Consider the following 25,365-nt stretch of genomic DNA (forward strand, 5'->3'; position numbering starts at 1 on the left):
GTCACTTCCTTTCGTCGGAGGTGTCGTCGTCGGAGGTGCAGGTGACCGGGAGCGCCGTGAGCCGGCGCTGCAACGGGTTGGGCCGCCAGTCGAGTCGCCCGGGGTCGACGGCCGGGCGCAGGTCCGGCAGCCGCCGTACGAGCGTGCCGATCGCGAGCTCGGTCTCCAGGCGGGCGAGGGGTGCGCCGAGGCAGAAGTGCGGTCCGTGCCCGAAGCCGAGGTGGCGGTGGGCCGGCCGGGTCAGGTCGAACCGGTCGGGGTGCTCGTGGTGCTCCGGGTCGCGGCCCGCCGAGGCCAGCAGGAGGTGCACGAGATCGCCCGCGGGGATGGTCCGTCCGCCGAGGGTGACGTCGGCGGCGGTCACCCGCAGGATGGCCTGGGTGGGGCTGTCGTAGCGGACGGTCTCGTCGACGGCCGCACGGATCAGGGCCGGTTCGGCGCGCAGCAGGGCCAGTTGGTCCGGGTGGTGCAGCAGTGCGAGGAGACCGTTTCCGATGAGGTTCGTCGTGGTCTCGTCGCCGGCGGTGATCAGCATGAAGCAGGTCGAAAGGAGTTCGTGGTCGGTGAGCCGGTCGCCTCGGGCCTGGGCGGTGACCAGGGCGCTGATCAGGTCGTCGCCGGGCGCGGCCCGCCGTCGTTCGACGAGGTCCAGCAGATACGCCTCGAACGCGTCGACGACCCGCTCGGCGCGGTCGATGTCCTCGTGGATGCGGCCGAGTCCGCGGAACCACTCCTTCACCCGCTCGCGGTCGGGCTCGGGGACGCCGAACAGTTCGCAGACCACCGTGTGCGGCAGCGGTGAGGCGACGGCGGTGAGCAGGTCGGTGGGCGGCCCGCCCGGTTCCAGGGCGGCGACGGCGGCGTCGACCAGCCGGTCCACCACCGCCTGGATCCGCTCCCGCAGCCCCTCGACCCGGCGGGCGGTGAACGCCTTGTTCACCAGCCCGCGCAGACGTGCGTGGTCCGGCGGGTCGGTGTTGCTCATGACCCGGCCGAGCCGTGCGGTGAGCCGGCTGAGGTCGCGCATCCGGCCGTCGCGGGCGACCAGCGCGTCGGTCATCCGCTCGCGGTCGTTGGACAACCGCGGGTCGCCGAGGGCCTGTTCGACGTCCGCGTGCCGGGTGACGTACCAGAGTCCCTGCGGCGCCCGGTAGACCGGGCACTCGGCGCGCATCCTGGCGTACACCGGGTAGGGGTCGCGGCGGAACGCGTCGGACCGCATGGCCGCCGCGAAGTCCTCGACCTCGGTGGTGAGGGTGCTCACGGCGCGGCGTCCATCGCCTCGACGAGGCTCCTGGGCCGCATGTCGGTCCAGGTCCGCCCGATGTACTCCAGACAGGCGTCCCGGGTGTCCTCCGGGTGCGCGACGGTCCAGCCGGCGGGGACGTCGGCGAAGGCGGGCCACAGCGAGTACTGGGCCTCGTCGTTGACGAGCACGAGGTAGGGGGCGTCCTGGTCCTCGAAGGGGTTGGTCACGACGGGTTCTCCTGGGTCTGTCGGGAGGGGCTGGTCAACTGCCGCTGGATCCCGGTGATCCGGGCGGCGAGCAGCGGGCCGATCTGGGCGAGCGAGCCCGGCTGGGTCATACGGTCGTGGCGGGCGGTGATGTCGTACGAGTCGATGGACCCGGTGACGTAGGGGCGCCAGACGTCGGCGCCCGGGGAGTCGCGGTCGCGGTCGATGGTGGAGTTGAACAGGAGCATGTCCCCGTCGAACACGGCCGGTTCGAAGGTGAGCGCCAGAGTCGCGTTGTTGATCATGATGGCGACGACGGCCTGGATGTGCCGTTCGGTCAGTCCGGCCAGGGCGCTGCCGCGGCGGCGCAGTACCTCGACGACCTGGTCGTGCGTCAGCGGTTCCTCGCCCACCTCTTCGGGGTCGCAGTCGAGCATGCCGACCAGGACGTCCCGTTCGGCGGGTACGGGCGGTTCGTCGAAGGTGAGGTCGGCGACCGGGTAGGCGTCGAGGATCGCGAGCAGGGCGGTGCGCTGCCCCTGGCGCTGGAGTTCCGTGGCGACGGCGTGCGCGATCAGCCCGCCGGCCGACCAGCCGAGGAGGAGGTAGGGGCCCTCGGGCTGGACCTTGCGGATCTGTTCCGTGTAGTCGGCGGCCATCTCCTCGTAGGAGGTGGGCCGGGGTTCGTCGCGGCCGAGGCTGCGGGCCTGGAGGGCGTGGACGGGGTGCTCGGGGGCGAGGTGGCTCAGCAGGCCGCTGTAGCACCAGCTGATGCCGCCGCCGGGGTGGACGCAGAACAGCGGGGTGGCGGTGCCCTCCGCCCGCAGGGGCAGCAGGACGTCGAGGGAGTCGTCGGTGTCGCGCAGGGCGAGGCGTTCGGCGAGTCCGGCGACGGTCGGGGTCTGGAACAGGGTGCGCAGTCCGAGCCGCGCGCCCAGGGTGTCGCGGACGCGGGCGACCAGCCGGGCGGCGAGCAGAGAGTGGCCGCCCAGGTCGAAGAAGCCGTCGTCGACACCGACCCGCTCCACGCCCAGCACCTCGGCGAACAGATCGCACAGCACCTGCTCGTGCGGGGTGCGCGGGCCGCGTCCGGTGCCGTCGGCGGCGGAACCGTAGTCGGGGTCGGGCAGGGCGGCCCGGTCGAGCTTGCCGTTGCCGGTGAGCGGCAGGGCGTCCAGGGTGACGAAGGCGGCGGGGACGAGATACGCGGGCAGCTCACGCCGGAGCAGGTCGGCGGCGGCTCGGGGGTCGAAGGCGGGGGCGACGGCTCCGGGGGCGGTTTCGCGCATCGCCCCAGCGGCGGCACCGGTTTCGGACCCGGCGCCTGGCACCACGTACGCGACGATCCGGTCCCCGCGGGCCACGACCGCGGACCGGGCGACTCCGGGGCAGCGGGCGAGCGCGGCCTCGACCTCGGCGGGTTCGACGCGGAAGCCGCGTACCTTCACCTGCTCGTCGGCGCGGCCCGCGAACTCCAGGGTGCCGTCGTCGAGCCATCGGGCGAGGTCGCCGGAGCGGTACATACGGGCGCCGGGCGGGCCGTACGGGTCGGCGGTGAACCGTTCGGCGGTGGCGCCGGGACGGCCGGCGTACCCCCGGGCGACACCGGTTCCGGCGAGGTACAGCTCGCCGACCACACCGGACGGGGCGGGCCGCAGCCGCTCGTCCAGGACGTACAGCCGCATCCCGGCCATCGGTCGGCCGATCGGCACCGGCCGGGCGGGGTCGGGCGGGGTGTCCATGGCGTGGTGGGCGGCGAAGGTGGTGGTCTCCGTCGGCCCGTAGCCGTCGACGACCCGGATGCCCGGGCAGGCGGCGAGCGCCCGGCCGACCGCGACCGCCGGCACGACGTCCCCGCCGGTCCACACCTCGCGCACCCCGGCGAGCCCGGCGGGCTCCTCGTCGGCCAGCAGCCGGAACAGTCCGGCCGTCAGCCACAGTCCGGTCACCCGGTGCCGGGCGATCACGTCGCACAACTCGCGTACGCCGAGCCGCCCTTGGGGCGCGACCACGACCGTGCCGCCGCCGAGCAGCGGCACCCACAGCTCGTAGGTGGACGCGTCGAACGCGGTCGGCGAGTGCAGCAGCACCCGCTTGTGCGCGTCCCAGCAGGGTGCCAGTGCCAGCCCTGCCACGTCCGCGTGGGTGACGGCGACGCCCTTGGGCCGCCCGGTCGACCCGGAGGTGTACATCACGTACGCCAACTGGTCGGCGTGACAGTCGACTTCAGGGGCGTCGCCGCACGGCTCGGCGGCCAGGAGCGCGGTGAGCACGTCCTCGGTGAGGACGAGTGCCGCCCCGGTCTCGCGGACGACGAGGTCGATGCGGGCGGGCGGGAAGCCGGGGTCCAGCGGAACGTACGCGCCGCCCGCCTTGAGGACGCCGAGGACCGCCACGACCAGGTCGGCCGAGCGGTCCATGAGCACCGCCACCGGGGTCTCCGCCCGGACTCCCTGTCCGGCGAGGGCACGCGCCAACCGGCTGGTGCGGGAATCGAGTTCGGCGTACGTCAGCACGACGCCGTCGTCGGCCGTCACCGCGACCGCGTCCGGTGTGGCCCGCACCCGCTCGGCGAACAGCTCGGGCAGGGAACGGGCGGCGGGGAGTTCCCGGGAGCCGTCGTTGTGCTCGACCAGGAGGCGGTGCCGTTCCTCGGCCGTGGCCAGGTCGATGGCGCCGAGGGGTGCGTCGGGCCGGGCGACGGCGGCTTCGAGCAGCCGGAGCCAGCGGGCGACGAGGGTGGCGACGGTGGGCGCGTCGAACAGGTCGGTGGCGTACTCGACGGCGCCGGTGAGCCCCTCGGGGGTGCCGTCGTCGGCGTACCGCTCGGCCAGGCTGAGGGTGAGGTCGCAGCGGGCGGTGCCGGTCGGCACGGCGACCGGCTCGACGGCCAGGTCCGGCAGTGCGAAGTCGCCGCCGGGGGCGTTCTGCAGGGCCAGCATCACCTGGAAGAGGGGGTGGTGGGAGAGGGAGCGGGCCGGGTTGAGGACCTCCACCAGATGCTCGAAGGGCACGTCCTGGTGGGCGTAGGCGGCGAGCGCCGACTCCCTTACCCGGGTGAGGAGTTCGGTGAAGGTCGGGTCGCCCGAGGTGTCCGTGCGCAGCACCAGCGTGTTCACGAAGAACCCGACCAGATCGTCCAGCGCCTGATCGGTGCGACCGGCGACCGGGCTGCCGACGGCGATGTCGGTGCCCGCGCCGAGCCGGGTGAGCAGCGCGGCGAGACCGGCCTGGAGGGCCATGAAGAGGCTGGAACCGTGCTCGGCCGCGAAGTCCCGCAGGGCGCCGTGCAGTCGGGCGTCGACGCGTAGGGGCAGGGTGGCGCCGCGCTGACTGGCGACGGCCGGGCGGGGCCGGTCCGCCGGGAGCGCGATCCGCTCCGGCAGCCCCGTCAATGTCTGTTGCCAGTAGGCGAGTTGGGATGCCAGTCGACTGTCCGTGTCGGACGCCTCGCCGAGCAGTTCGCGCTGCCAGAGGGCGTAGTCGGCGTACTGCACGGGCAGTGGCGCCCAGTCGGGTTCCTCGCCCGCGCGGCGGGCGGCGTAGGCGCAGGCCAGGTCGGCCGAGAGCGGGCCCATGGACCAGCCGTCCCCGGCGATGTGGTGGACGGCGAGGAGAAGGACGTGCTGGTCGGGCGCGAGCGCGAACAGCCGGGCCCGCAGGGGCGGTTCGGCGGCGAGGTCGAATCCCCGGCCGGCCTCGGCGGCGAGCAGCTCCGGCAGCCGGCCCGCGTCGGTCCCGGTGACCGGCAGCTCCGGCGGGATGTGCGGGAGGACCCGCTGGAACGGCGTGCCGTCGGCCTCCGGGAACACCGTCCGCAGACTCTCGTGACGGTCCGTCACATCCTTGAGGGCCTGCCGCAGTGCCGTCCGGTCGAGGGGGCCGGTCAGCCGCAGCGCCAGCGGCATGACGTACGTGGCCGCGTCCGGCCCTTCCATCCGGTGCAGGAACCACAGCCTGCGCTGGGCGTAGGACAGCGGGACGCGCTCGGGGCGGTCGGCGCGGGCCGTGAGCGGGGAGCGGGCCTCGCCGGCCCGGTCGAGGCGGGCGGCCAGCAGTGCCGGGGTGGGTGCCTCGAACAGGGCGCGGACGTCGAGTTCGGCGCCGAGGGCGGCCCGTACGCGGGAGACCAGCCGGGTGGCGAGCAGCGAGTGGCCGCCCAGGTCGAAGAAGCTGTCGTCGGCCCCGACCCGGCCCACGCCGAGCACCTCGGCGAACAGGTGGGCGAGCAGTTCCTCCTGCGGGGTGCGCGGCGCCCGGCTGCCCCTGGTCCCCGGTGCGGCGGGCGTGGGCAGGGCGGCCCGGTCGAGCTTGCCGTTGCCGGTGAGCGGGAGTCCGTCGAGCACGACGAACGCGGCCGGCACGAGGTGCTCGGGCAGTCGGGCCCGCGCATGGTCGCGCAGGTCACGGACGAGGGAGGCGGGCGCCCGTCCCGTGGCGGGGGTGTTCGTGAGCGGCTCGGCGCGCCCGGCCCGGTAGGTCTCGACGGGAGCGTCCGGCTCGGCCGCCCGTGCCGGGTCGATGAAGACGACGTCCAGCGCGTCCGGCTCCCCGGGCGCCCAGGTGAGGTGCACGCGGCGTCCCGTGGCGGCGCCCAGGGCGTGCCACTCCTCGGGGTCGACGCCGAGCTCCGGCGTGGCGCCGCCCTCGTGCAGCGCCCGGTCCGCGGCGACCTCTCCGGTCACCCGGGCGTTGGGGACGCCCATGATCCGCAGGACGGGCGGGTCGGCCGAGACCAGCAGGTCGCGCACCTGGTCCGGGGTGGACACGGCCCGGCCCCAGGCGGCCTCCGCGAAGGCGGCGCAGGTCCCGGCGGGCCGGGTGTGCAGGGTGACGTCGTAGCGGTGTCGGGTGAGTTCGTTGTGGTGCCGGCCGCGCTTGAGCTCGACGGCGACCGCGCCGATCCCGTCGATCCGGTGTCGCAGCCCGGCGAAGAAGTCGGGGTCGACGAGGAGTTCCTCCTCGGCGCGCAGCGCCTGCTCGACGGCCCCCCTCAACTCCGCCGGCCCGCCGTCGGTCCTGCGGGCCTGTACCGCAGTGGCGAGCGGTCGTTGGAGCCGCAGGTTGCGCACGTCACCGACGAACAGCGCGCCGCCGGGTGCGAGGAGCGAGGTCAGCTTGCGGACGACGTCGAGCAGATAGTCGGCGCTCGGGAAGTACTGGACGACCGAGTTGAGCACGATGGTGTCGAAGCCGGCGGGCAGCGCACGGATGTCGTGCGCGGGTTGGGTGCGCAGCACGACCCGCTCCGCCAACTCGGCCTGCTCGCGTACGCGTTCGGCGAGGGCGTCGATGGCTGTGGCGGAGAAGTCGGTGGCCCAGTACGTCTCGCAGTGCGGCGCGAGCCGGGCAAGGAGCAGCCCGGTGCCGACGCCGACCTCCAGGATCCGGCGGGGATTCAGCGCGCGGATGCGGTCCACGGTGGCGTCCCGCCACTCCCGCATCTCCTCCTCGGGGATGGGTGCGCCGTCGTAACTGCTGTTCCAGCCGGTGAAGTTCTCCCCGAGGGCGGCCCGTGCGGAGGCCACCGGCAGCGCGTCGTAGATCTCCCGCCAGCCGGAGATGTGGTCCTCCTCGCGCCCTCGGTCCCGCTCGTCGCGGCGCCCGGGGACGACGTATCCGACGAGCCGTTCCTCGCGTACGGCCACGACGGCGTGGGCTACGCCGGGGTGCGCGGCGAGCACGCTCTCGATCTCGGCGGGCTCGACACGGAAGCCGCGCACCTTCACCTGGTCGTCGGCACGCCCGACGAACTCCAGCTCCCCGTACCGGCGTTGACGGACGAGGTCACCGGTGCGGTACATCCGACCGCCGGGCTCACCGAACGGGTCGGGCACGAACCGGCCTGCGGTCAGGGCGGGTTGACGCAGATAACCCCGCGCCAGACCGGGTCCCGCCACGTACAACTCACCCACCACACCGGGCGGTACGGGCTGGAGCCGCTCGTCCACGACGTACACGCGGGAGTTGGTGATCGCCCGCCCGATCGGCGGCACAGCACCCGACGGCTCCAGCGGCACACTCATCATGGCGCACACGGTCGTCTCCGTCGGACCGTACGCATTGATCATCCGCCGACCCGGAGCCCACCGCGCCACCAGCTCAGCCGGGCACGCCTCCCCGGCCACGACCAGCGTCGACACCGACAACGACTCCACCGCCGCCAGCACCGACGGCGGCAACGTCACATGCGTGATGTCCGCCGTCAGACCCGCCACCGGATCAGCGGCGGGCGGGAGGACGAGGGTGGCGCCGGTCAGCAGGGCCGTGTACAGCTCGGACACCGACGCGTCGAAGCTGGGCGAGGCGAACTGGAGCACCCTGCTGCTCGCGTCGATCGCGAACCGCTCGACCTGCGCGGCCACGAGGTGCGCGATGCCCGCGTGGCTGACGACGACGCCCTTGGGACGGCCGGTCGAGCCCGAGGTGTAGATGACGTAGGCCGGATGCCGAACGTCCACCGCCACCCCGGGATCAGTCACCGGACAACCGGCCGCGAACACCAACTCCTCGACCACCAGTGCCGGACGGGCATCCGCGAGCATGAACTCACGCCGCGCGACAGGGTAATCCGGGTCAATGGGCAGATAGGCGGCCCCCGCCTTCATCGTCCCCAGGATCCCCACGACCAGATCCACCGAACGCGGCAGCACCAAGGCCACCACATCCTCAGCCCCAACCCCCCGCTCCAGCAACGCATGCGCGAACTGATTGGCACGCGCGTCGAGTTCCGCATACGTCAGCTCGCCGGCGTCGGAGGCGAGGGCGACCGCGTCCGGTGTGGTCCGTGCTTGCCGCCCGAACGCGACCGGCAGCGGGACGGGGTCGACGGGGGCAGCGGTGTCGTCGACGTCGTGGAGGAGTCGGCGGCGTTCGTCGGCGGACAGGAGGTCGATTCCGCCGAGGGGCCGGTCGGGGTCGGCGGTGACGGCGTGCAGCAGCCGGGTCCAGCGGTCGACGAGGTCGGCGACCGTGGCGCGGTCGTAGAGGTCGGTGGCGTACTCGACCGCGCCGGCGATGCCCGCGGGGGTGCCGTCGCCGTCGTACCGCTCGTAGAGGTTGAAGCCCAGGTCGAACTTGGCGGTCCCGGTGGGTACGGCCATCGGGGCGACCTTCAGGCCGGGCAGGTCGAACTCGCCCATCGGCGCGTTCTGGAGGGCGAACATCACCTGGAAGAGCGGGTGGTGGGAGAGGGAGCGGGCCGGGTTGAGCTCTTCGACGAGGTTCTCGAAGGGGAGGTCCTGGTGGGCGTAGGCGCCGAGCGCCGACTCGCGTACCCGGCCGAGGAGTTCGGTGAACGTCGGATCGCCCGAGGTGTCCGTGCGCAGCACCAGCGTGTTCACGAAGAACCCGACCAGATCGTCCAGCGCCTGATCGGTCCGGCCCGCGACCGGGCTGCCGACCGGGATGTCGGTACCCGCGCCAAGCCGGGTGAACAGGGCGGCGAGGGCGGCCCGGAGCACCATGAACAGGCTTGCTCCCGAACGCCGGGCGAGCCGGGCGAGGGCGGTGTGCAGGTCCGCGTTGAAGTCGACGAGCAGATGTTCGCCCCGGTAGGAGGCGACGGCGGGCCGCGGCCGGTCGGCGGGCAGCCGGAGCTGCTCCGGCAGGTCGGCCAACCGGTCTTTCCAGTAAGCGAGTTGCGAGGCGAACGTGCTGTCCGGGTCGGCCGGATCGCCGAGCAGTTCGCGCTGCCAGAGGGTGTAGTCGGTGTACTGCGCGGGCAGCGGCGTCCACTCGGGCTTGCGGCCTGCGCCACGGGCCGCGTAGGCGTCGGCCAGGTCGCGGGAGAGCGGCCCGGTGGACCAGCCGTCGCCGGCGATGTGGTGCATGACGAGCAGCAGCACGTGCTCGTCCGCGTCGGTCGTGAACAGGTGGACACGCAAGGGGACTTCGTCGGCGAGGTCGAAGGGCAGCCGGGCGGCTGCGGAGAGCGCCTGGGACAGCCGGGCCTGGTCGGTGTGGGTCACGGCGATGCGCGGCCGGGCGGCGTCGGCGTCGAGCACCTTCTGGTGGGGGGTGCCGTGCGCCTCGGGGAAGACCGTGCGCAGGGTCTCGTGCCGGGCGACGACGTCTCCGAGCGCCTCGGTGAGCGCCCGTTCGTCGAGCCGCCCCGACAGGCGCAGGGCGAGCGGGATGTTGTAGCCGGCGCCGGGCCCCTCCATCTGCTGGAGGAACCACAGCCGGCGCTGTGCGAACGACAGGGGCGTCCGCTCGGGACGGTCGGCGGCTGTGAGCGCGGGCCGGGCACGCCCGGCACCGTCGAGCGCCCCGGCGAGCCCGGCCGCCGTGGGCGTTTCGAACAGTGTGCGCAGGGCGAGTTCGACACCGAGCACGGCCCGTACGCGGGAGACGAGACGGGTGGCGAGCAGCGAGTGGCCGCCCAGGTCGAAGAAGCCGTCGTCGACGCCGACGCGTTCCGCTCCCAGCACCTCGGCGAACAGGTCGCACAGGATCTGCTCACGCGGGGTGCGCGGCGCCCGCCCGGGCCCGTCGGACACGAACTCGGGGGCCGGCAGAGCTGGTTTGTCGAGCTTGCCGTTGGGGGTCAGCGGCAGGGCGTCGAGCGTGACGAACGCGCTCGGCACCAGGTGCTCCGGCAGCCGCTCCCGCAGGAACGCGGACAGGACCGCGGGCCGGGGTCCGGCACCGGGTTCGGGCACGAGGTATCCGACGAGCCGTTCCTCGCGTACGGCCACGACGGCGTGGGCTACGCCGGGGTGCGCGGCGAGCACGCTCTCGATCTCGGCGGGCTCGACACGGAAGCCGCGGAGCTTGACCTGGTCGTCGGCACGCCCGACGAACTCCAGCTCCCCGTCCCGGCGTTGACGGACGAGGTCACCGGTGCGGTACATCCGACCGCCGGGCTCACCGAACAGGTCGGGCACGAACCGGCCTGCGGTCAGGGCGGGTTGACGCAGATACCCCCGCGCCAGACCGGGCCCCGCCACGTACAACTCACCCACCACACCCGGGGGTACGGGCTGGAGCCGCTCGTCCACGACGTACACGCGGGAGTTGGTGATCGCACGCCCGATCGGCGGCACAGCACCCGACGGCTCCAGCGGCACACTCATCGTGGCGCACACGGTCGTCTCCGTCGGACCGTACGCATTGATCATCTGCCGACCCGGAGCCCACCGCGCCACCAGCTCAGCCGGGCACGCCTCCCCGGCCACGACCAGCGTCGACACCGACAACGACTCCACCGCCGCCAGCACCGACGGCGGCAACGTCACATGCGTGATGTCCGCCGTCAGACCCGCCACCGGGTCGTCCGCCGGTGCCAGGACCAGGCGGGCGCCGGTCAGGAGCGCGGCGCACAGGTCCCAGAAGGAGGCGTCGAAGCTGGGCGAACCGAGTTGCAGCACGCGGCTGGTGTCGTCGAGGGCGAGCCGCTCGGTCTGGGCCGCGACGAGGCTGGGCAGGCCGCCGTGGGTGACGACGACGCCCTTGGGACGGCCGGTCGAGCCCGAGGTGTAGATGACGTAGGCCGGATGCCGAACGTCCACCGCCACCCCGGGATCAGTGACCGGACAACCGGCCGCGAACGCCAACTCCTCGACCACCAGCGCCGGACGGGCATCCGCGAGCATGAACTCACGCCGCGCCACCGGGTAGTCCGGGTCGACGGGCAGATAGGCGGCCCCCGCCTTCATCGTCCCCAGGATCCCCACGACCAGATCCACCGAACGCGGCAGCACCAAGGCCACCACATCCTCAGCCCCAACCCCCCGCCCGAGCAGGGCGTGCGCGAACCGGTTGGCACACGCGTCGAGTTCGGCGTAGGTCAGCTCCGTGGCACCGGCGGACACAGCGACCGCGTCCGGGCGGCGGGCCACCTGGCGCCGGAAGAGTTCGGTGAACGACGCGTCGGGCACCGGGACGGTGACGTGGGTCCGGACTTCGTCGGGGTGGAGGACGTCGAGGGTGCCGATCGGGCGGTCGGGGGTGGCGACCGCGGCGCCGAGCAGCCGTACCCATCGGTCGAAGAGGGTGCGGACGGTGTCCTGGTCGAAGAGGTCGGCGCTGTACTCGACGATCGCGTCAAGGCCGGCGGGCGTGCCGTCGGGGTGGCGGCGCTCGGTGAGGGCGAAGGCGAGGTCGAGGCGGGCGCTGCCGGTGCGCACGGGCTGGGAGGAGGTGTCCAGCCCTTCGAGGCCGAACGCGGTGTCCGGGACGTTCTGGACGGTGAGCAGGGTCTGGAAGAGCGGATGGTGGGAGAGGGAGCGGACCGGGTTCAGTTTCTCGACAAGGTGCTCGAACGGCACGTCCTGGTGGGCGTAGGCGGCGAGCGCCGACTCCCTTACCCGGGTGAGGAGTTCGGTGAAGGTCGGATCGCCCGAGGTGTCCGTGCGCAGCACCAGCGTGTTCACGAAGAACCCGACCAGATCGTCCAGCGCCTGATCGGTCCGGCCCGCGACCGGGCTGCCGACCGGGATGTCGGTACCCGCGCCGAGCCGGGTGTAGAGGGCCGCGAGGCCGGTCTGGAGGACCATGAAGAGGCTGGCGCCGTTGCGGCGGGCGAGGGCGGTGAGCGCGCCGTGCAGGGAGGCGTCGACGGAGGTCGTGAGTGTGCCGCCGCGATGGGTGGTCTGGAGCGGGCGCGGCCGGTCGGCGGGGAGGTGGAGGCGGTCCGGTAGCCCGGCCAGTGTGTCGGTCCAGTGGGCGAGTTGGCGTGCGTAGGTGCTGTCCGGGGCCGACTCGTCGCCCAGCAGGTCGCGTTGCCACAGGGTGTAGTCGGCGTACTGCACCGGCAGCGGCGCCCACGTGGGCTCCTCCCCCGCGCGGCGGGCCGCGTAGGCGCTCGCCAGGTCCGTCGACAGGGGGCGCAGGGACCACCCGTCGGCGGCGATGTGGTGCAGGGCGAGGAGGAGTACGTTCTCGTCGTCGCCGGTGGTGAACAGGTGGGCGCGCAGAGGGAGTTCGGCCGAGAGGTCGAAGGGGCGGCGGGCCGCCCCGTCGAGCAGGCCGGGCAGTTCCTCCTCGGTGGTCCGGGTGGTGCACAGGGTGATCTGCGTCGCGGGCAGAACGCGCTGCCGCGGTACGCCGTCCGTGTGCGGGAACACCGTGCGCAGCGTCTCGTGCCGGGCCACGACGTCCGTCAGGGCGGCGGCCAGGGCGGGCCGGTCGAGCGGGCCGCGCAGCCGTAGGGCGAGGGGCATGTGGTAGCCGGCGCCCGCGCCCTCCAGCCGGTGCAGGAACCACAGTCGGCGCTGCGCGTACGACAAGGGCAGTGGCTCGGGGCGCGTGGCGGGGGCCAGGGCCGGGCGGGCGTCGGCGGCATCCGCGAGGCACACGGCGAGTCCGGCGGGGGTCGGGGCCTCGAAGAGGCTGCGCAGGGGCAGTTCGACGCCCAGGGTGGCGCGGACGCGGGAGACGAGCCGGGTGGCGAGCAGGGAGTGGCCGCCCAGGTCGAAGAAGTCGTCGTCGGTACCGGCGCGTTCGACGCCCAGCACCTCGGCGAACAGGTCGCAGAGGATCTCCTCGCGCGGAGTGCGCGGGGCCCGGCTCCCTCGGGCGTCGGGTGCGGTGGGGGCGGGCAGGGCGGCGCGGTCGAGCTTGCCGTTGGGGGTGAGAGGCAGGGCGTCGAGGACGACGACCGTGCCGGGCACCATGTGGTCGGGGAGGCGGTCGCGCAGATGGCCCAGGAGGGCGGCGGGTACGGCGCTCCCGCCCGGCGCGGGGACGACGTAGGCGACGAGGCGGTCCGCGCGGGACACGACCGCGGCCCGGGCGACGGCCGGATGGGCGGCGAGGGCCACCTCGATCTCGGCCGGCTCGATGCGGAAGCCGCGTACCTTCACCTGGTGGTCGGCGCGGCCCAGGAACTCCAGCTCGCCGTCCGTGCGCCACCGCGCCAGGTCGCCGGTGCGGTACATGCGCGCGCCGGGTGGCCCGTAGGGGTCGGCGACGAAGCGCTCGGCGGTGAGGGCGGGCCGGTGGAGGTAGCCGCGGGCCAGGCAGACCCCGGCCAGGTACAGCTCGCCGGGCACGCCGGGCGGTACGGGGCGCAGCGCGGCGTCGAGGACCAGGGCGCGGGTGTGGTCGACGGGCCGGCCGACGGGCACCGGCAGCGGGCAGTCGTCGAGGTCGGCGGGCAGGGCGTACGCGGTGACGACATGCGTCTCGGCGGGCCCGTAGTGGTTGTGCAGCCGTCGGTCGGGGCGGCGGGCGGCGAGGCGGCGCAGGGCCCCGCCCAGCCGCATCGCCTCCCCTGCCTGGGCGATCGTGCGCAGGTCGGGCAGCGGGCGGCCGTGTTCCTCGGCGGCCTCGGCGACGGCCTCCAGGACCAGGGTCGGCGCGAACAGCTCCTCGACGCGGTGCCGTTCGAGCCAGGCGGTGAGGAGTTCGGCGCTGCGCCGCTGCTCCTCGGTGGGGACCACGAGGGTCTTGCCGAACAGCAGCGCGGACAGCGTCTCCTGCACGGAGACGTCGAACCCGGCGGCGGTGAACTGCGCGGTGCGGGTCCCGGGCCCGCCGCCCACGCTGCGGTGGTGCCAGCGCAGCAGGTTGACGAGCGCGGCCGACGGCATGACGACGGCCTTGGGGACGCCGGTGGAGCCCGAGGTGTAGATGACGTAGGCGGGGTGACGTCCGTCCACGGCCACCTCGGGGTCGGTGTCCGGCTGCCCGGCGGCCATGGACAAGTCGTCCAGCACCAGGGCGGGTTGCGCGTCCTCCAGCATGAACGCGCGCCGGGCGGCCGGGTATTCGGGGTCGACCGGCAGGTAGGCGGCACCGGTCTTGAGGACGGCGAGGACGGCGACGACGAGTTCGGGGCCGCGCGGGAGGGTGAGCGCGACGATGTCCTCGGCTCCGATGCCCCGGCCGAGGAGGGCGTGCGCGAGCCGGTTGGCGCGGGCGTCGAGCCCGGCGTAGGTCAGGACGGTGTCCTCGAAGACGACGGCGGGCGCGTCCGGAGTGGCCCGCACCTGGGCCCGGAACAGCTCGGGCAGCCCGGCGGATTCCTCCGTGGGCCCCTCGCTCCCGGCGAGAAGCTGCTCGCGCTCGTCGTCGAGAAGGACGTCGAACCGGCTGAGCGGCTGCCCGGGGGACTCGACCGCCTGCCGCAGCAGAGCGGTCCAGCGGGTGAGGAGCCGTTCGACGGTGGCGGTGTCGAAGAGGTCGGTGGCGTACTCGACATAGCCGCGGATGCCGCCCTCCTCACCGCCACTCGCGCGTTCCAGGAGGTGGAAGGACAGGTCGAACATGGCCGTGGTGGAGTGCACGGGCAGGATCTCGGCGCGCAGGCCGGGCAGTTCGAAGCCGCCGCGCGGTACGTTCTGCAGCGCGAGCAGCACCTGGAACAGCGGTTGCCGCGACAGCGACCGGGCCGGGTTGAGCGCCTCCACCAGATGGTCGAAGGGCAGTTCCTGGTGGGCGTAGGCGCCCAGCGCGGACTCCCGGGCGCGGCCCAGGAGTTCGGCGAAGGTCGGGTCGCCGGAGGTGTCCGTGCGCAGCACCAGCGTGTTCACGAAGAACCCGACCAGATCGTCCAGCGCCTGATCGGTCCGGCCCGCGATGAGGCTGCCGACGGGGATGTCGTCCCCGGCGCCGAGCTTGTTGAGCAGGGCGGCGAGGCCGGCCTGGAGCACCATGAAGAGACTGGCGCCGTGCTGCCTGGCCAGGCCGAGGAGACCGGTGTGCAGGTCGGCGTCGAGCGCCACGGGCAGCTGTCCGCCGGCGAAGGAGGGCGCGACGGGGCGCGGACGGTCGGTGGGCAGCTGGATCTGCTCGGGCAGTCCTCGCAGCGCCCCCGTCCAGTGGGCGGCCTGGCGGGCGAACAGGCTGTCGGGGGCGTCCGGTTCGCCGAGCAGTTCACGCTGCCAGAGGGTGTAGTCGGCGTACTGCACCGGCAGCGGCGCCCACGTGGGCTCCTCCCCCGCGAGCCGCGCCGCGTAGGCACCGGCCAGGTCCCTGGACAGCGGGCCCAACGACCAGCCGTCGCCCGCGATGTGGTGCACCACCACCACGAGGACGTGCCGGTCGGCCGCGGTCGCCAACAGCTCCGCGCGCACCGGGGGTTCGGTGGCGAGGTCGAAGGTCCGGCGTACGGCACGCTCCAGGAGCGCGGGCAGCCCGGAGTCGTCGGTCTCGGTGACGGGAAGCGCGGGGCGGGCCCGTTCGGCGTCGAGCACGCGTTGGTACGGGGTGCCGTCGTGCTGCGGGTAGAGGGTGCGCAGGACTTCGTGCCGGGCGACGACGTCCGCCAGGGCGGTGGCGAGGGCGGTGCGGTCGAGCGGACCGTCCAGCCGCCACGCCAGCGGAATGTGGTAGGCGGAGCCGGTGGAGTCCAACTGGTGCAGGAACCACAGCCGGCGCTGCGCCGGCGACAGCGGCAACCGCTCCGGCCGTGCGGCCGGCACCAGCGCGGGCCGTGCCTCCCCGGCACCGGTCAGGCCCTCGGCCAGCCCGCCGACGGTCGGCGTCTCGAAGAGGGCCCGCAGTTCGAGCTCCGCCCCGAGGGCGGCCCGCAGGCGGGCGACGAGCCGGGTGGCCAGCAGGGAATGGCCGCCCAGCCCGAAGAAGTCGTCGTCGACACCGACTCGTTCGACCCCCAGCACCTCCGCGAACAGCTCGGCGAGCACCTGCTCCTGCGGGGTGCGCGGCGCCCGTCCGACCGATGTGGGGGTGAACTCCGGTTCGGGCAGGGCGCGTCGGTCGAGCTTGCCGTTGACGGTCAGCGGCAGCGTCTCCAGCGCGACGAACGCCGAGGGGACCATGTACTCCGGCAGCCGCTCCCGCAGGTACTCCCGCAGGGAGCCGGTGGCACCGACGACATAGGCGACCAGCCGGGTGTCGTCCGTACGGTCCTGGCGTGCGACGACCGCCACATCACCGACCTCGGGATGCGCGGCCAACGCCGCCTCGATCTCCCCCAGCTCGATCCGGAAACCGCGCACCTTCACCTGGTCGTCGGCACGACCCACGAACTCCAGGGTGCCGTCGGCACGCATCCGGACCACGTCACCCGTGCGGTACATACGCGTACCCGGCGGACCGTAGGGGTCGGCGACGAAACGCGAGGCGGTCAGGGCCCGCTGGTTCAGATAGCCCCGGGCAAGGCCGGGTCCCCCGACGTACAGCTCGCCGACCACTCCCGTGGGGACGGGCCGCAGCCACCGGTCGAGGACGTAGGTGCGGAGATCCGGGATCGCCTTGCCGATGACGCTGGAGGGGTCGTCGGCGGATCGGGCGTCGAGGGTGGTGTGGGTGACATGGACGGTCGTCTCGGTGATGCCGTACATGTTCACCAGCACGGGCGCGTCATCCGCATGCCGGGCATACCAGTCGGCCAGCCGGGCAGGTTCGAGCGCCTCACCCCCGAACACGACAGTCCGCAACGCCAGTTCGGCGCCGTCCCGCTCCGCCTGCATCAACTGGTAGAAAGCGGACGGCGTCTGGTTCAACACCGTCACCCGCTCCTCGGCCAGCAACCGCAAGAACGCCTCAGGAGACCGCGACGTCCCGAACGGCACCACCACCAGCCGCCCACCATGCAGCAACGGACCCCACAACTCCCACACCGAGAAGTCGAAGGCGTAGGAATGGAAGAGCGTCCACACGTCGTCCGCGCCGAACGCGAACCACCGCCTCGTCGCCGCGAACAACCGCACCACATTCCCGTGCGGAACGACCACACCCTTCGGACGACCGGTCGACCCCGACGTGTAGATGACATAGGCCGGGTGCTGGGCGGACAACCGCACTCCGGGGTCGCCGTCCGCGAGGCCGTCCGTGTCCAGCACCGCCAAGTCGTCGACGACCAGCACCGGGCGGGCGTCCTCGACCATGAACTCCCGCCGCGCCGCCGGATAGTCCGGGTCCAGGGGCAGATAGGCGGCCCCCGCCTTGAGCACGCCCAGCACGGCCACGACCAGCTCCGCCGAACGCGGCAACGCCAGGGCGACGACGTCCTCGGGGCCCACACCGCGCCCGATCAGCGCATGAGCCACACGATTGGCACGCCGGTTCAACTCCCCGTACGTCAAGGAGACTTCACCCGACGTCACGGCAACCGCCTCCGGCGCCTCCCGCACCCGCGCCTCGAACAACCCCACAAGAGTGCCCTCGACCACCGACTCCACGGAAGCGGGCAGCGCCAGCCGCCGTTCCGCCACCGTCAGGACATCGAACCGGCTCAGCCGCCGCCCCGGCTCATCCACCGCCGACCTCAGCAGCCGCACCCACCGCTCACACAGGGACCGGACCGTCTCCGGGTCGTACAGGTCCCCGGCGTACTCGACGAAACCGTCCACGCCCTGCGGGGAGCCGTCGTCGCCGTGCCGCTCGGACATGGAGAAGATCAGGTCGAGCTTGGACGTCGTGGTGGTGAGCTGTACGGAGTCGGTGCGCAGGCCGGGCGGGGCGAAGTCGGCGCGGGGGGCGTTCTGTAGGACGAGCATGACCTGGAACAGCGGGTGGTGGGCCAGGGAGCGCGCCGGGTTGAGGGCCTCGACCAGGTACTCGAAGGGCAGGTCCTGGTGGGCGTAGGCGGCGAGGGCCACGTCCCGTACGCGGTCGAGGAGTTCGGCGAAGGTGGGGTCGCCGGAGGTGTCGGTGCGGAAGACGAGCGTGTTGACGAAGTAGCCGATCAGATCGTCGAGGGCCTGGTCGGTCCGGCCGGCGATGAGGCTGCCGACGGGGATGTCGTCCCCGGCGCCGAGCTTGTTGAGCAGGGCGGCGAGGCCGGCCTGGAGCACCATGAAGAGGCTGGTGCCCTGGTTGCGGGCCAAGTCCCTCAGTTCCTGGTGCAGTTCGGCGTCGAGCCGGACCCTGACGAATCCGCCCTGGTGCGAGGCGACAGCGGGGCGGGGCCGGTCGGTGGGCAGTTGGATCTGCTCGGGGAGGCCCTGCAGCGCGCTCGTCCAGTGGGCGGCCTGGCGGGCGAAGAGGCTGTCGGGGTCGGTGGCGTCGCCGAGGAGGCGGTGCTGCCAGAGCGTGTAGTCGGCGTACTGGACCGGCAGCGGCGCCCAGTCGGGTGCCTCACCCCGGCAGCGGGCCGCGTAGGCGTCGGCGAGGTTCTGCGCGAGCGGGCCGAGGGACCAGCCGTCGCCCGCGATGTGGTGGATGACGAGCAGGAGCACATGCTCGTCCGGGGCGAGCGCGAACAGCTCGGCGTACAGGGGCAGTTCGGTGGCGAGGTCGAAGGGGTGACGCAGGGCGTCGGCGAGTACCGTGTCCAGTTCCGCCTCGGTCGTGGCATGGGTACGCAGCGGCATCCGGGCCGTCTGCGGGCCGAGGATCCGCTGGTACGGCGTGCCGTCGAGCTGCGGGTACAGGGTGCGCAGGCTCTCGTGGCGGGCGAGGACATCGCGCAGGGCGGCCTCCAGCGCGGTCCGGTCGAGGGAGCCGTTCAGCCGCCAGGCGAGCGGGATGTTGTAGTTGGCGCTCGCGCCCTCCAACTGGTGCAGGAACCAGAGCCGGCGCTGCGCGAAGGACAGCGGGATCAGCTCGGGCCGGTCCTCGGAGGCGGTGAGGGCGAGACGGGCCTGTCCGGCACCCGTGAGGCTCGCCGCCAGCCCGGCCGGGGTCGGCACCTCGAACAGGGTGCGCAGCTCCAGCTCCACGCCGAGGGTGGCCCGTACCCGGGCGACCAGACGGGTCGCGAGCAGGGAGTGACCGCCCAGGTCGAAGAAACCGTCGTCCACCCCGGCCTCGGCGACCCCGAGGATCTCGGCGAACAGCTCGCACAGGATCTGCTCCTGCGGGGTACGCGGCGCACGCCCCGCCCCCAGCGTGCCGGCCTGGGGTTCGGGCAGGGCGCGTCGGTCGAGCTTGCCGTTGACCGTCAGCGGCAGCGCGTCCAGCGCGACGAACGCCGAGGGGACCATGTACTCCGGCAGCCGCTCCCGCAGGTACTCCCGCAGGGAGCCGGTGGGGCCGACGACATAGGCGACCAGCCGGGTGTCGTCCGTACGGTCCTGGCGTGCGACGACCGCCACATCACCGACCTCGGGATGCGCGGCCAACGCCGCCTCGATCTCCCCCAGCTCGATCCGGAAACCGCGCACCTTCACCTGGTCGTCGGCACGACCCACGAACTCCAGGGTGCCGTAGGCACGCAGACGGACCACGTCACCCGTGCGGTACATACGCGTACCCGGCGGACCGTAGGGGTCGGCGACGAAACGCGAGGCGGTCAGGGCCCGCTGATTCAGGTAACCCCGGGCGAGACCGGGCCCTGCCACGTACAACTCCCCCGACACACCGGGCGGTACCAGGCACAGGTGGTCGTCGAGGACGTAGGTCCGCAGGTCGGGGATCGCCTTGCCGATGACGCTGGAGGGGTCCTCGGCGGATCGGGCGTCGAGGGCGGTATGGGTGACATGGACGGTCGTCTCGGTGATGCCGTACATGTTCACCAGCACGGGCGCATCGTCCGCATGCCGGGCATACCAGTCCGCGAGCCGGGCAGGTTCGAGCGCCTCACCCCCGAACACGACAGTCCGCAGGGCCAGTTCGGCGCCGTCCCGCTCCACCTGCATCAACTGGTAGAAAGCGGACGGCGTCTGGTTCAGCACCGTCACCCGCTCCTCGGCCAACAGCCGCAAGAACGCCTCCGGAGACCGAGACGTCCCGAACGGCACCACCACCAGCCGCCCACCATGCAGCAACGGACCCCACAACTCCCACACCGAGAAGTCGAAGGCGTAGGAATGGAAGAGCGTCCACACGTCGTCCGCGCCGAACGCGAACCACCGCCTCGTCGCCGCGAACAACCGCACCACGTTCCCGTGCGGAACGACCACACCCTTCGGACGACCGGTCGACCCCGACGTGTAGATGACATAGGCCGGGTGCTGGGCGGACAACCGCACTCCGGGGTCGCCGTCCGCGAGGCCGTCCATGTCCAGCGCCACCAAGTCGTCGACGACCAGCACCGGGCGGGCGTCCTCGACCATGAACTCACGCCGCGCCGCCGGATAGTCCGGGTCGAGCGGCAGATAGGCGGCACCGGCCTTCATGACACCGAGCACCGCGACCACGAGGTCCGCCGAACGCGGCAACGCCAGAGCGACGACGTCCTCGGGGCCCACACCACGCCCGATCAGCGCATGAGCCACACGGTTGGCACGCCGGTTCAACTCCCCGTACGTCAGCCAGACTTCACCCGACGTCACGGCAACCGCCTCCGGCGCCTCCCGCACCCGCGCCTCGAACAACCCCACAAGAGTGCCCTCGACCACCGACTCCACGGAAGCGGGCAGCGCCAGCCGCCGCTCAGCCACCGTCAGGACATCGAACCGGCTCAGCCGCCGCCCCGGCTCATCCACCGCCGACCTCAGCAGCCGCACCCACCGCTCACACAGCGACCGGACCGTCTCCGGGTCGAAGAGGTCGGTGCTGTATTCCACGGTGCCGAGGAGTCCGGCGGGGCTGCCGTCGGGGGTCGTGCGTTCGGCGAGGTTGAAGGTGAGGTCGCACTTGGCGGTGCCGGTGGGGACCAGGCCGGTCGTGACGTGCAGGCCGGGCAGGTCGAACTCGCCGAGCGGGGCGTTCTGCAGGGCGAGCATCGTCTGGAAGAGGGGGTGGTGGGCGAGGGAGCGGGTCGGGTTGAGCTCCTCCACCAGATGCTCGAAGGGCAGATCCTGGTGGGCGTAGGCGGCCAGGGCGCCCCGGCGGACGCGGGCGAGGAGTTCGCCGAAGGTGGGGTCGCCGGTCAGGTCCGTGCGCAGGACGAGCGTGTTGACGAAGAAGCCGACCAGGTCGTCGGCGGCCTCGTCGGTACGCCCTGCGACGGGCGCGCCGAGGGGGATGTCGGTACCGGCGCCGAGTTTGCCGAGGAGGGCGGCGAGGCCGGCCTGGAGCACCATGAAGAGGCTCGCGCCGTGCCTCCGGGCCAGGCCGACGAGGCCGGCGTGCAGGTCGGCCTCCAGATGGAGTGCCAGCTGGGCGCCGGCATGGGTGGTGGCGGCCGGGCGGGGGCGGTCGAAGGGGAGGTCGAGGCGCTCGGGGAGTCCGGCCAGCTGCTCGCTCCAGTAGGCGAGTTGACGTGCCGACAGGCTGTCCGGGTCGGTGGCGTCGCCGAGGAGGCGGTGCTGCCAGAGCGTGTAGTCGGCGTACTGGACCGGCAGCGGGGGCCAGTTGGGCTGCTCGCCCTGGCAGCGGGCCGCGTAGGCGCGGGTGACGTCGGCGGCCAGCGGACCCAGGGACCAGCCGTCTCCGACGATGTGGTGGACGACGAGGAGGAGGACGTGTTCGTCGGGTGCGAGGGCGAACAGCCGTGCGTGCAGGGGAAGTTCGGCGGAGAGGTCGAAGGGGCGGCGGGAGGCTTGGGTGAGCCGGTCCGGGAGGTCGGCCTCGGTGGTGTCGGTGACGGGGAGGGGTGGGACGGCGGTCTCGGTGTCCAGGATCCGCTGGACGGGCACGCCGTGCTCGTCGGGGAAGACCGTGCGCAGGCTCTCGTGACGGGCGACGACGTCCCGCAGGGCCGCCTGGAGGGCGGGGCGGTCGAGGGTGCCGGTCAGGCGCAGGGCGAGCGGGATGTGGTAGGTGGCGCCGGTGCCCTCGACGCGTTGCAGGAACCACAGGCGGCGCTGGGCGGAGGACAGCGGTACGGCGTCCGGGCGCTCGTGGGGGCGCAGCGCGGGCCGGGTGTGGCCGGAGTCGGCGGTGTCCAGGGCCGCGGCCACGCCGCCCGGGGTCGGTGCGTCGAACAGGTCACCGAGGCGTGGTCCGGTGCCGAGGGCGGTGCGGATGCGGGCGAGGAGGCGCAGGGCGAGCAGGGAGTGGCCGCCGAGTGCGAAGAAGTCGTCGTGGACGCCGACGTGCGGCACACCGAGGACGTCGGCGAAGAGTCCGCATAGGAGTTCCTCGTAAGGGGTGCGGGGGGCTTGGGTCACCGGGGCGGTGGCCGGGGCCGGGGCGGGCAGGGCGCGGTGGTCGAGTTTCCCGGTCGGGGTGAGGGGCAGGGCGTCGAGCGGGACGAAGGCGGCCGGGACCATGTGGTCGGGGAGGCGGTCGCGCAGGTACTCCCGCAGGCCGCCGATTCCGGCGGTTCCGGTTCCGGCGCCGGCCACCGGGACGACGTACGCGACCAGGACCGGTTCGTCGCCGTCGTGGCGGGCGACTACGGTCGCCCGGACCACCGCCGGGTGGTCGGTCAACCGGGCCTCGATCTCCGCGGGTTCGACCCGGAAGCCACGGATCTTGACCTGGTCGTCGGCCCGGCCGAGATGTTCGAGGGCGCCCCCGGAGGTACGGCGGACGATGTCACCGGTGCGGTACATACGGGCGCCGGGCGGCCCGTAGGGGTCGGCGACGAAGCGGGAGGCGGTCGGGACCGGCCGGTCGAGGTAGCCGCGGGCCAGGCCGGTGCCCGCGAGGTACAGCTCGCCGGAGACACCGTCCGTGACCGGTTGCAGGGCGCTGTCGAGGACGTGGACGCGTACGCCGGCGACCGGGTGCCCGATCGCCGGGCGGGGGGTGGCGGCGAGGTCGGCGGTGGTGGCGTCGACGGTGCACTCGGTGGGGCCGTAGAAGTTGTGGACGTGTACGCCGTCGGCGGCGCGCAGTCGGCGCCAGAGGTCCTCGGGTACGGCCTCGCCGCCGGCGACGATCACGGACGGCCGCCGGTGGTCGTCGGTCAGCAGGCCGTGGTCGAGGAGAACGCGCAGGTAGGAGGGGGTGGCGTTGAGGAGGTCGAGGCGGTGGCGGTCGAGATGCGCGAGGAAGGCGTCCGGGTCGGTCCAGGTGGCGCGGTCGAGGACGTGCAGTTCGTGCCCGCCGAAGAGGCAGGCGAGCTGGTCCCAGGAGGCGTCGAAGGAGAGGGAGGTGGTCAGCGCCACCCGCATCCTGGGCGTGGCGTAGAGGGTGCCGAGCTGGTGGCGGACCAGGTTCGCGACGGCCGAGTGCGGGGTGACGACGCCCTTGGGGCGGCCGGTGGTGCCCGAGGTGTGGATGACGTACGCCGGGTGGCGGGGGTCGCGCGGCGCGGACGGGGCGGTCGGCGGGTGGGCGGCGAGCCGGGCGGCCGTGTCGGGGGCGTCGAGGACGACGACCGTCCTGGAGGGAGAATCCTCGGGCAGCCGGGGCCGGGTGGCCGTGTCCGTCACCAGGACGACCGGGCGGGTGTCGTCGAGGAGGCCGGCCAGGCGGGCGGCCGGGTGGTCCGGGTCGAGGGGGACGTAGGCCGCACCGGTCTTCAGCACGGCGAGGACCGCGACGACCAGTTCGTTCGAGCGGGGCAGCGCGAGGGCGACCCGGCGCTCCGGGGCGGCGCCGTGCGCGGCGAGGACATGCGCCAACCGGCTTGCGTGGCAGTCGAGTTCGGCGTACGTCAGGGTGGTGGCGTCGGTGCCGACGACGGCGACGGCGTCCGGGGTACGGCGTGCCTGCTCCTCGAAAAGGTCGGCGAGGTGCGCGCCGGGGGCCGGGGCGGTCGTCTCCCGGGTGCGCCCCGGGAGGGGGACGCGGCCGAGGGGCCGGTCGGGGTCGCTCTCGGCGAGGCTCTTCAGGAGGGCGGTCAGGCCGTCGCGGTGGGCCAGGCGTTCGTCCTCGTCCCAGGCGTCGGCGGCGGCCTGGAGCTTGAGGTGCGGGCCGGTGCCGTCGTGCCGGTCCAGCGCCCAGACGGCGAGTTCGGTGGCGGGGCCCTCGGCGAGACTGTGCGCGGTGGCCCGTAGCCCTGCGAAGTCCAGGTCGCTGTCGAAGGACATGATGTTGACGACGGCGGAGTAGGCCGAGCCGGGGATGCCGGGCAGGCCGAGGTCGCGGTGCAGGTCCTCGCCGCGGTAGCGCTGGTGGCGCAGGGCGGCCCGGACCTCGGCCTCGACCTGGCCCACCAGTTCCGACCACGGCGTCGCGGGCCGGACGGTCAGCCGCAGCGGCACCATGTTGGACACCACGCCCGGGGTGGCGGTCAGGACCGGGTCGCCGGGGTCGCGGCCGGTGACGGGCAGCCCGAGGAGCAGGTCCTGCGCGCCGGTGCGGCGCTGCACATACAGCGCGGTGGCCGCGATCAGCACGCGCGACCAGCGGGTTCCGGCGCGGGCGGCCAGGGTGCGCAGGGCGTGGCGTACGGGTTCGGCGGGCAGCGGGGTGTGGCGCGGGCCGGCGGTGAGTTGCCCTGCGGAACGGCCGATGCGGGCGGGTTCGGGGAGGCCGGCGAGGCGCTCGGTCCAGTGCGCGCGGTCCGCGGTGCAGCGGTCGGAGGACCGGTAGGCGGCGTCGCTGTCGACGACGGCTCGCAGCGGCGGGAACGGCGTCGGGTCCGGCGTACGGCCCGCCGCGAGCGCCGTGTGGACGGCGGCGACGCGGCGGGCGATCAGCGCGTAGCCGAGGCCGTCGGAGAGGAGGTGGTGGTAGCTGTGGTACCAGAGGTGGTGGTCGTCGGCGAGCCTGATCAGGGCCAGGCTGAAGAGGCGGTCACGGGTGAGGTCGAGGGGACGGAGCCGGTCGGCGGCCATCCACTCCAGGGCGGCGGCGCGCGAGCCGAACTCGAGGTGGCGGACGGTGTGTTCGCCGTGCGTGTCCGACCGCCTCAGGATCTGGCGCGGACCGTCGTCGCCGTCGGTGAACCCCACGTGCAGGGCCTCGTTCTCGGCGACGACCGTGCGCAGCGCGGTGTGCAACAGGTCGGTGTCGAGGGGGCCTGCGATGTCCAGGTACTCACCGATGCGGTACGTCGGGATCACTCCGTCGGTCCGCTGTTCGGCGAGCCAGAGTTCGCGCTGAGCCGCCGTCAGGGGCAGGGCGACGTCATCGCGAGCAGACATGGGGGTACCTCCAGAGATGCTGTACGGGTTCGGCGCCGCCGTCGGCCGGTGGGAGCGAGGGACGACGGTCAGCCGTGGGACGGGACCGGCCGGTGGGCGGAGGGTGCGGTGGTGGGGTGGGCCTGGGCGGCATCGCCCGTTCCGGGCCGGTTGGGGTTTCCGGAGCCGGCTGGGCTTCCGAACCGGCTGG

3 protein-coding genes are annotated in these 25,365 nt (G+C 73.4%); all 3 read right to left on the bottom strand.

Annotated elements, in window-relative coordinates; translation table 11 throughout:
• Position 1: 1 nt before the first annotated feature.
• The 3 genes from ACFPIH_RS01070 to ACFPIH_RS01080 are packed head-to-tail and all read right to left on the bottom strand — an operon-like array spanning position 2 to position 25,175.
• Positions 2-1,264 carry a cytochrome P450 family protein gene (locus tag ACFPIH_RS01070; protein ID WP_381166230.1) on the bottom strand — a complete coding sequence of 421 codons (1,263 nt, stop codon included), beginning with the start codon at positions 1,262-1,264 and terminating at the stop codon, positions 2-4.
• Positions 1,261-1,476 (bottom strand): MbtH family protein, encoded by a 216-nt coding sequence (locus tag ACFPIH_RS01075; protein ID WP_381166232.1) that lies wholly within the window; start codon positions 1,474-1,476, stop codon positions 1,261-1,263. Before ACFPIH_RS01075 ends, ACFPIH_RS01070 begins: the two co-directional genes overlap by 4 nt.
• Positions 1,473-25,175, bottom strand: a complete 23,703-nt coding sequence (locus tag ACFPIH_RS01080) for a non-ribosomal peptide synthase/polyketide synthase (RefSeq protein WP_381166234.1) — start codon at positions 25,173-25,175, stop codon at positions 1,473-1,475. The genes ACFPIH_RS01075 and ACFPIH_RS01080 overlap by 4 nt, the downstream gene beginning before the upstream one ends.
• Positions 25,176-25,365: the final 190 nt, after the last annotated feature.

Origin of the sequence: Streptomyces vulcanius (assembly GCF_042653945.1) — a bacterium.
Classification (GTDB): Bacteria; Actinomycetota; Actinomycetes; order Streptomycetales; family Streptomycetaceae; genus Streptomyces; species Streptomyces mangrovi.

Coding starts and splice junctions, on each gene's coding strand:
- ACFPIH_RS01080 (WP_381166234.1), bottom strand. CDS start 25,175: ATGTCTGCTCGCGATGACGTCGCCCTGCCCCTGACGGCGGCTCAGCGC.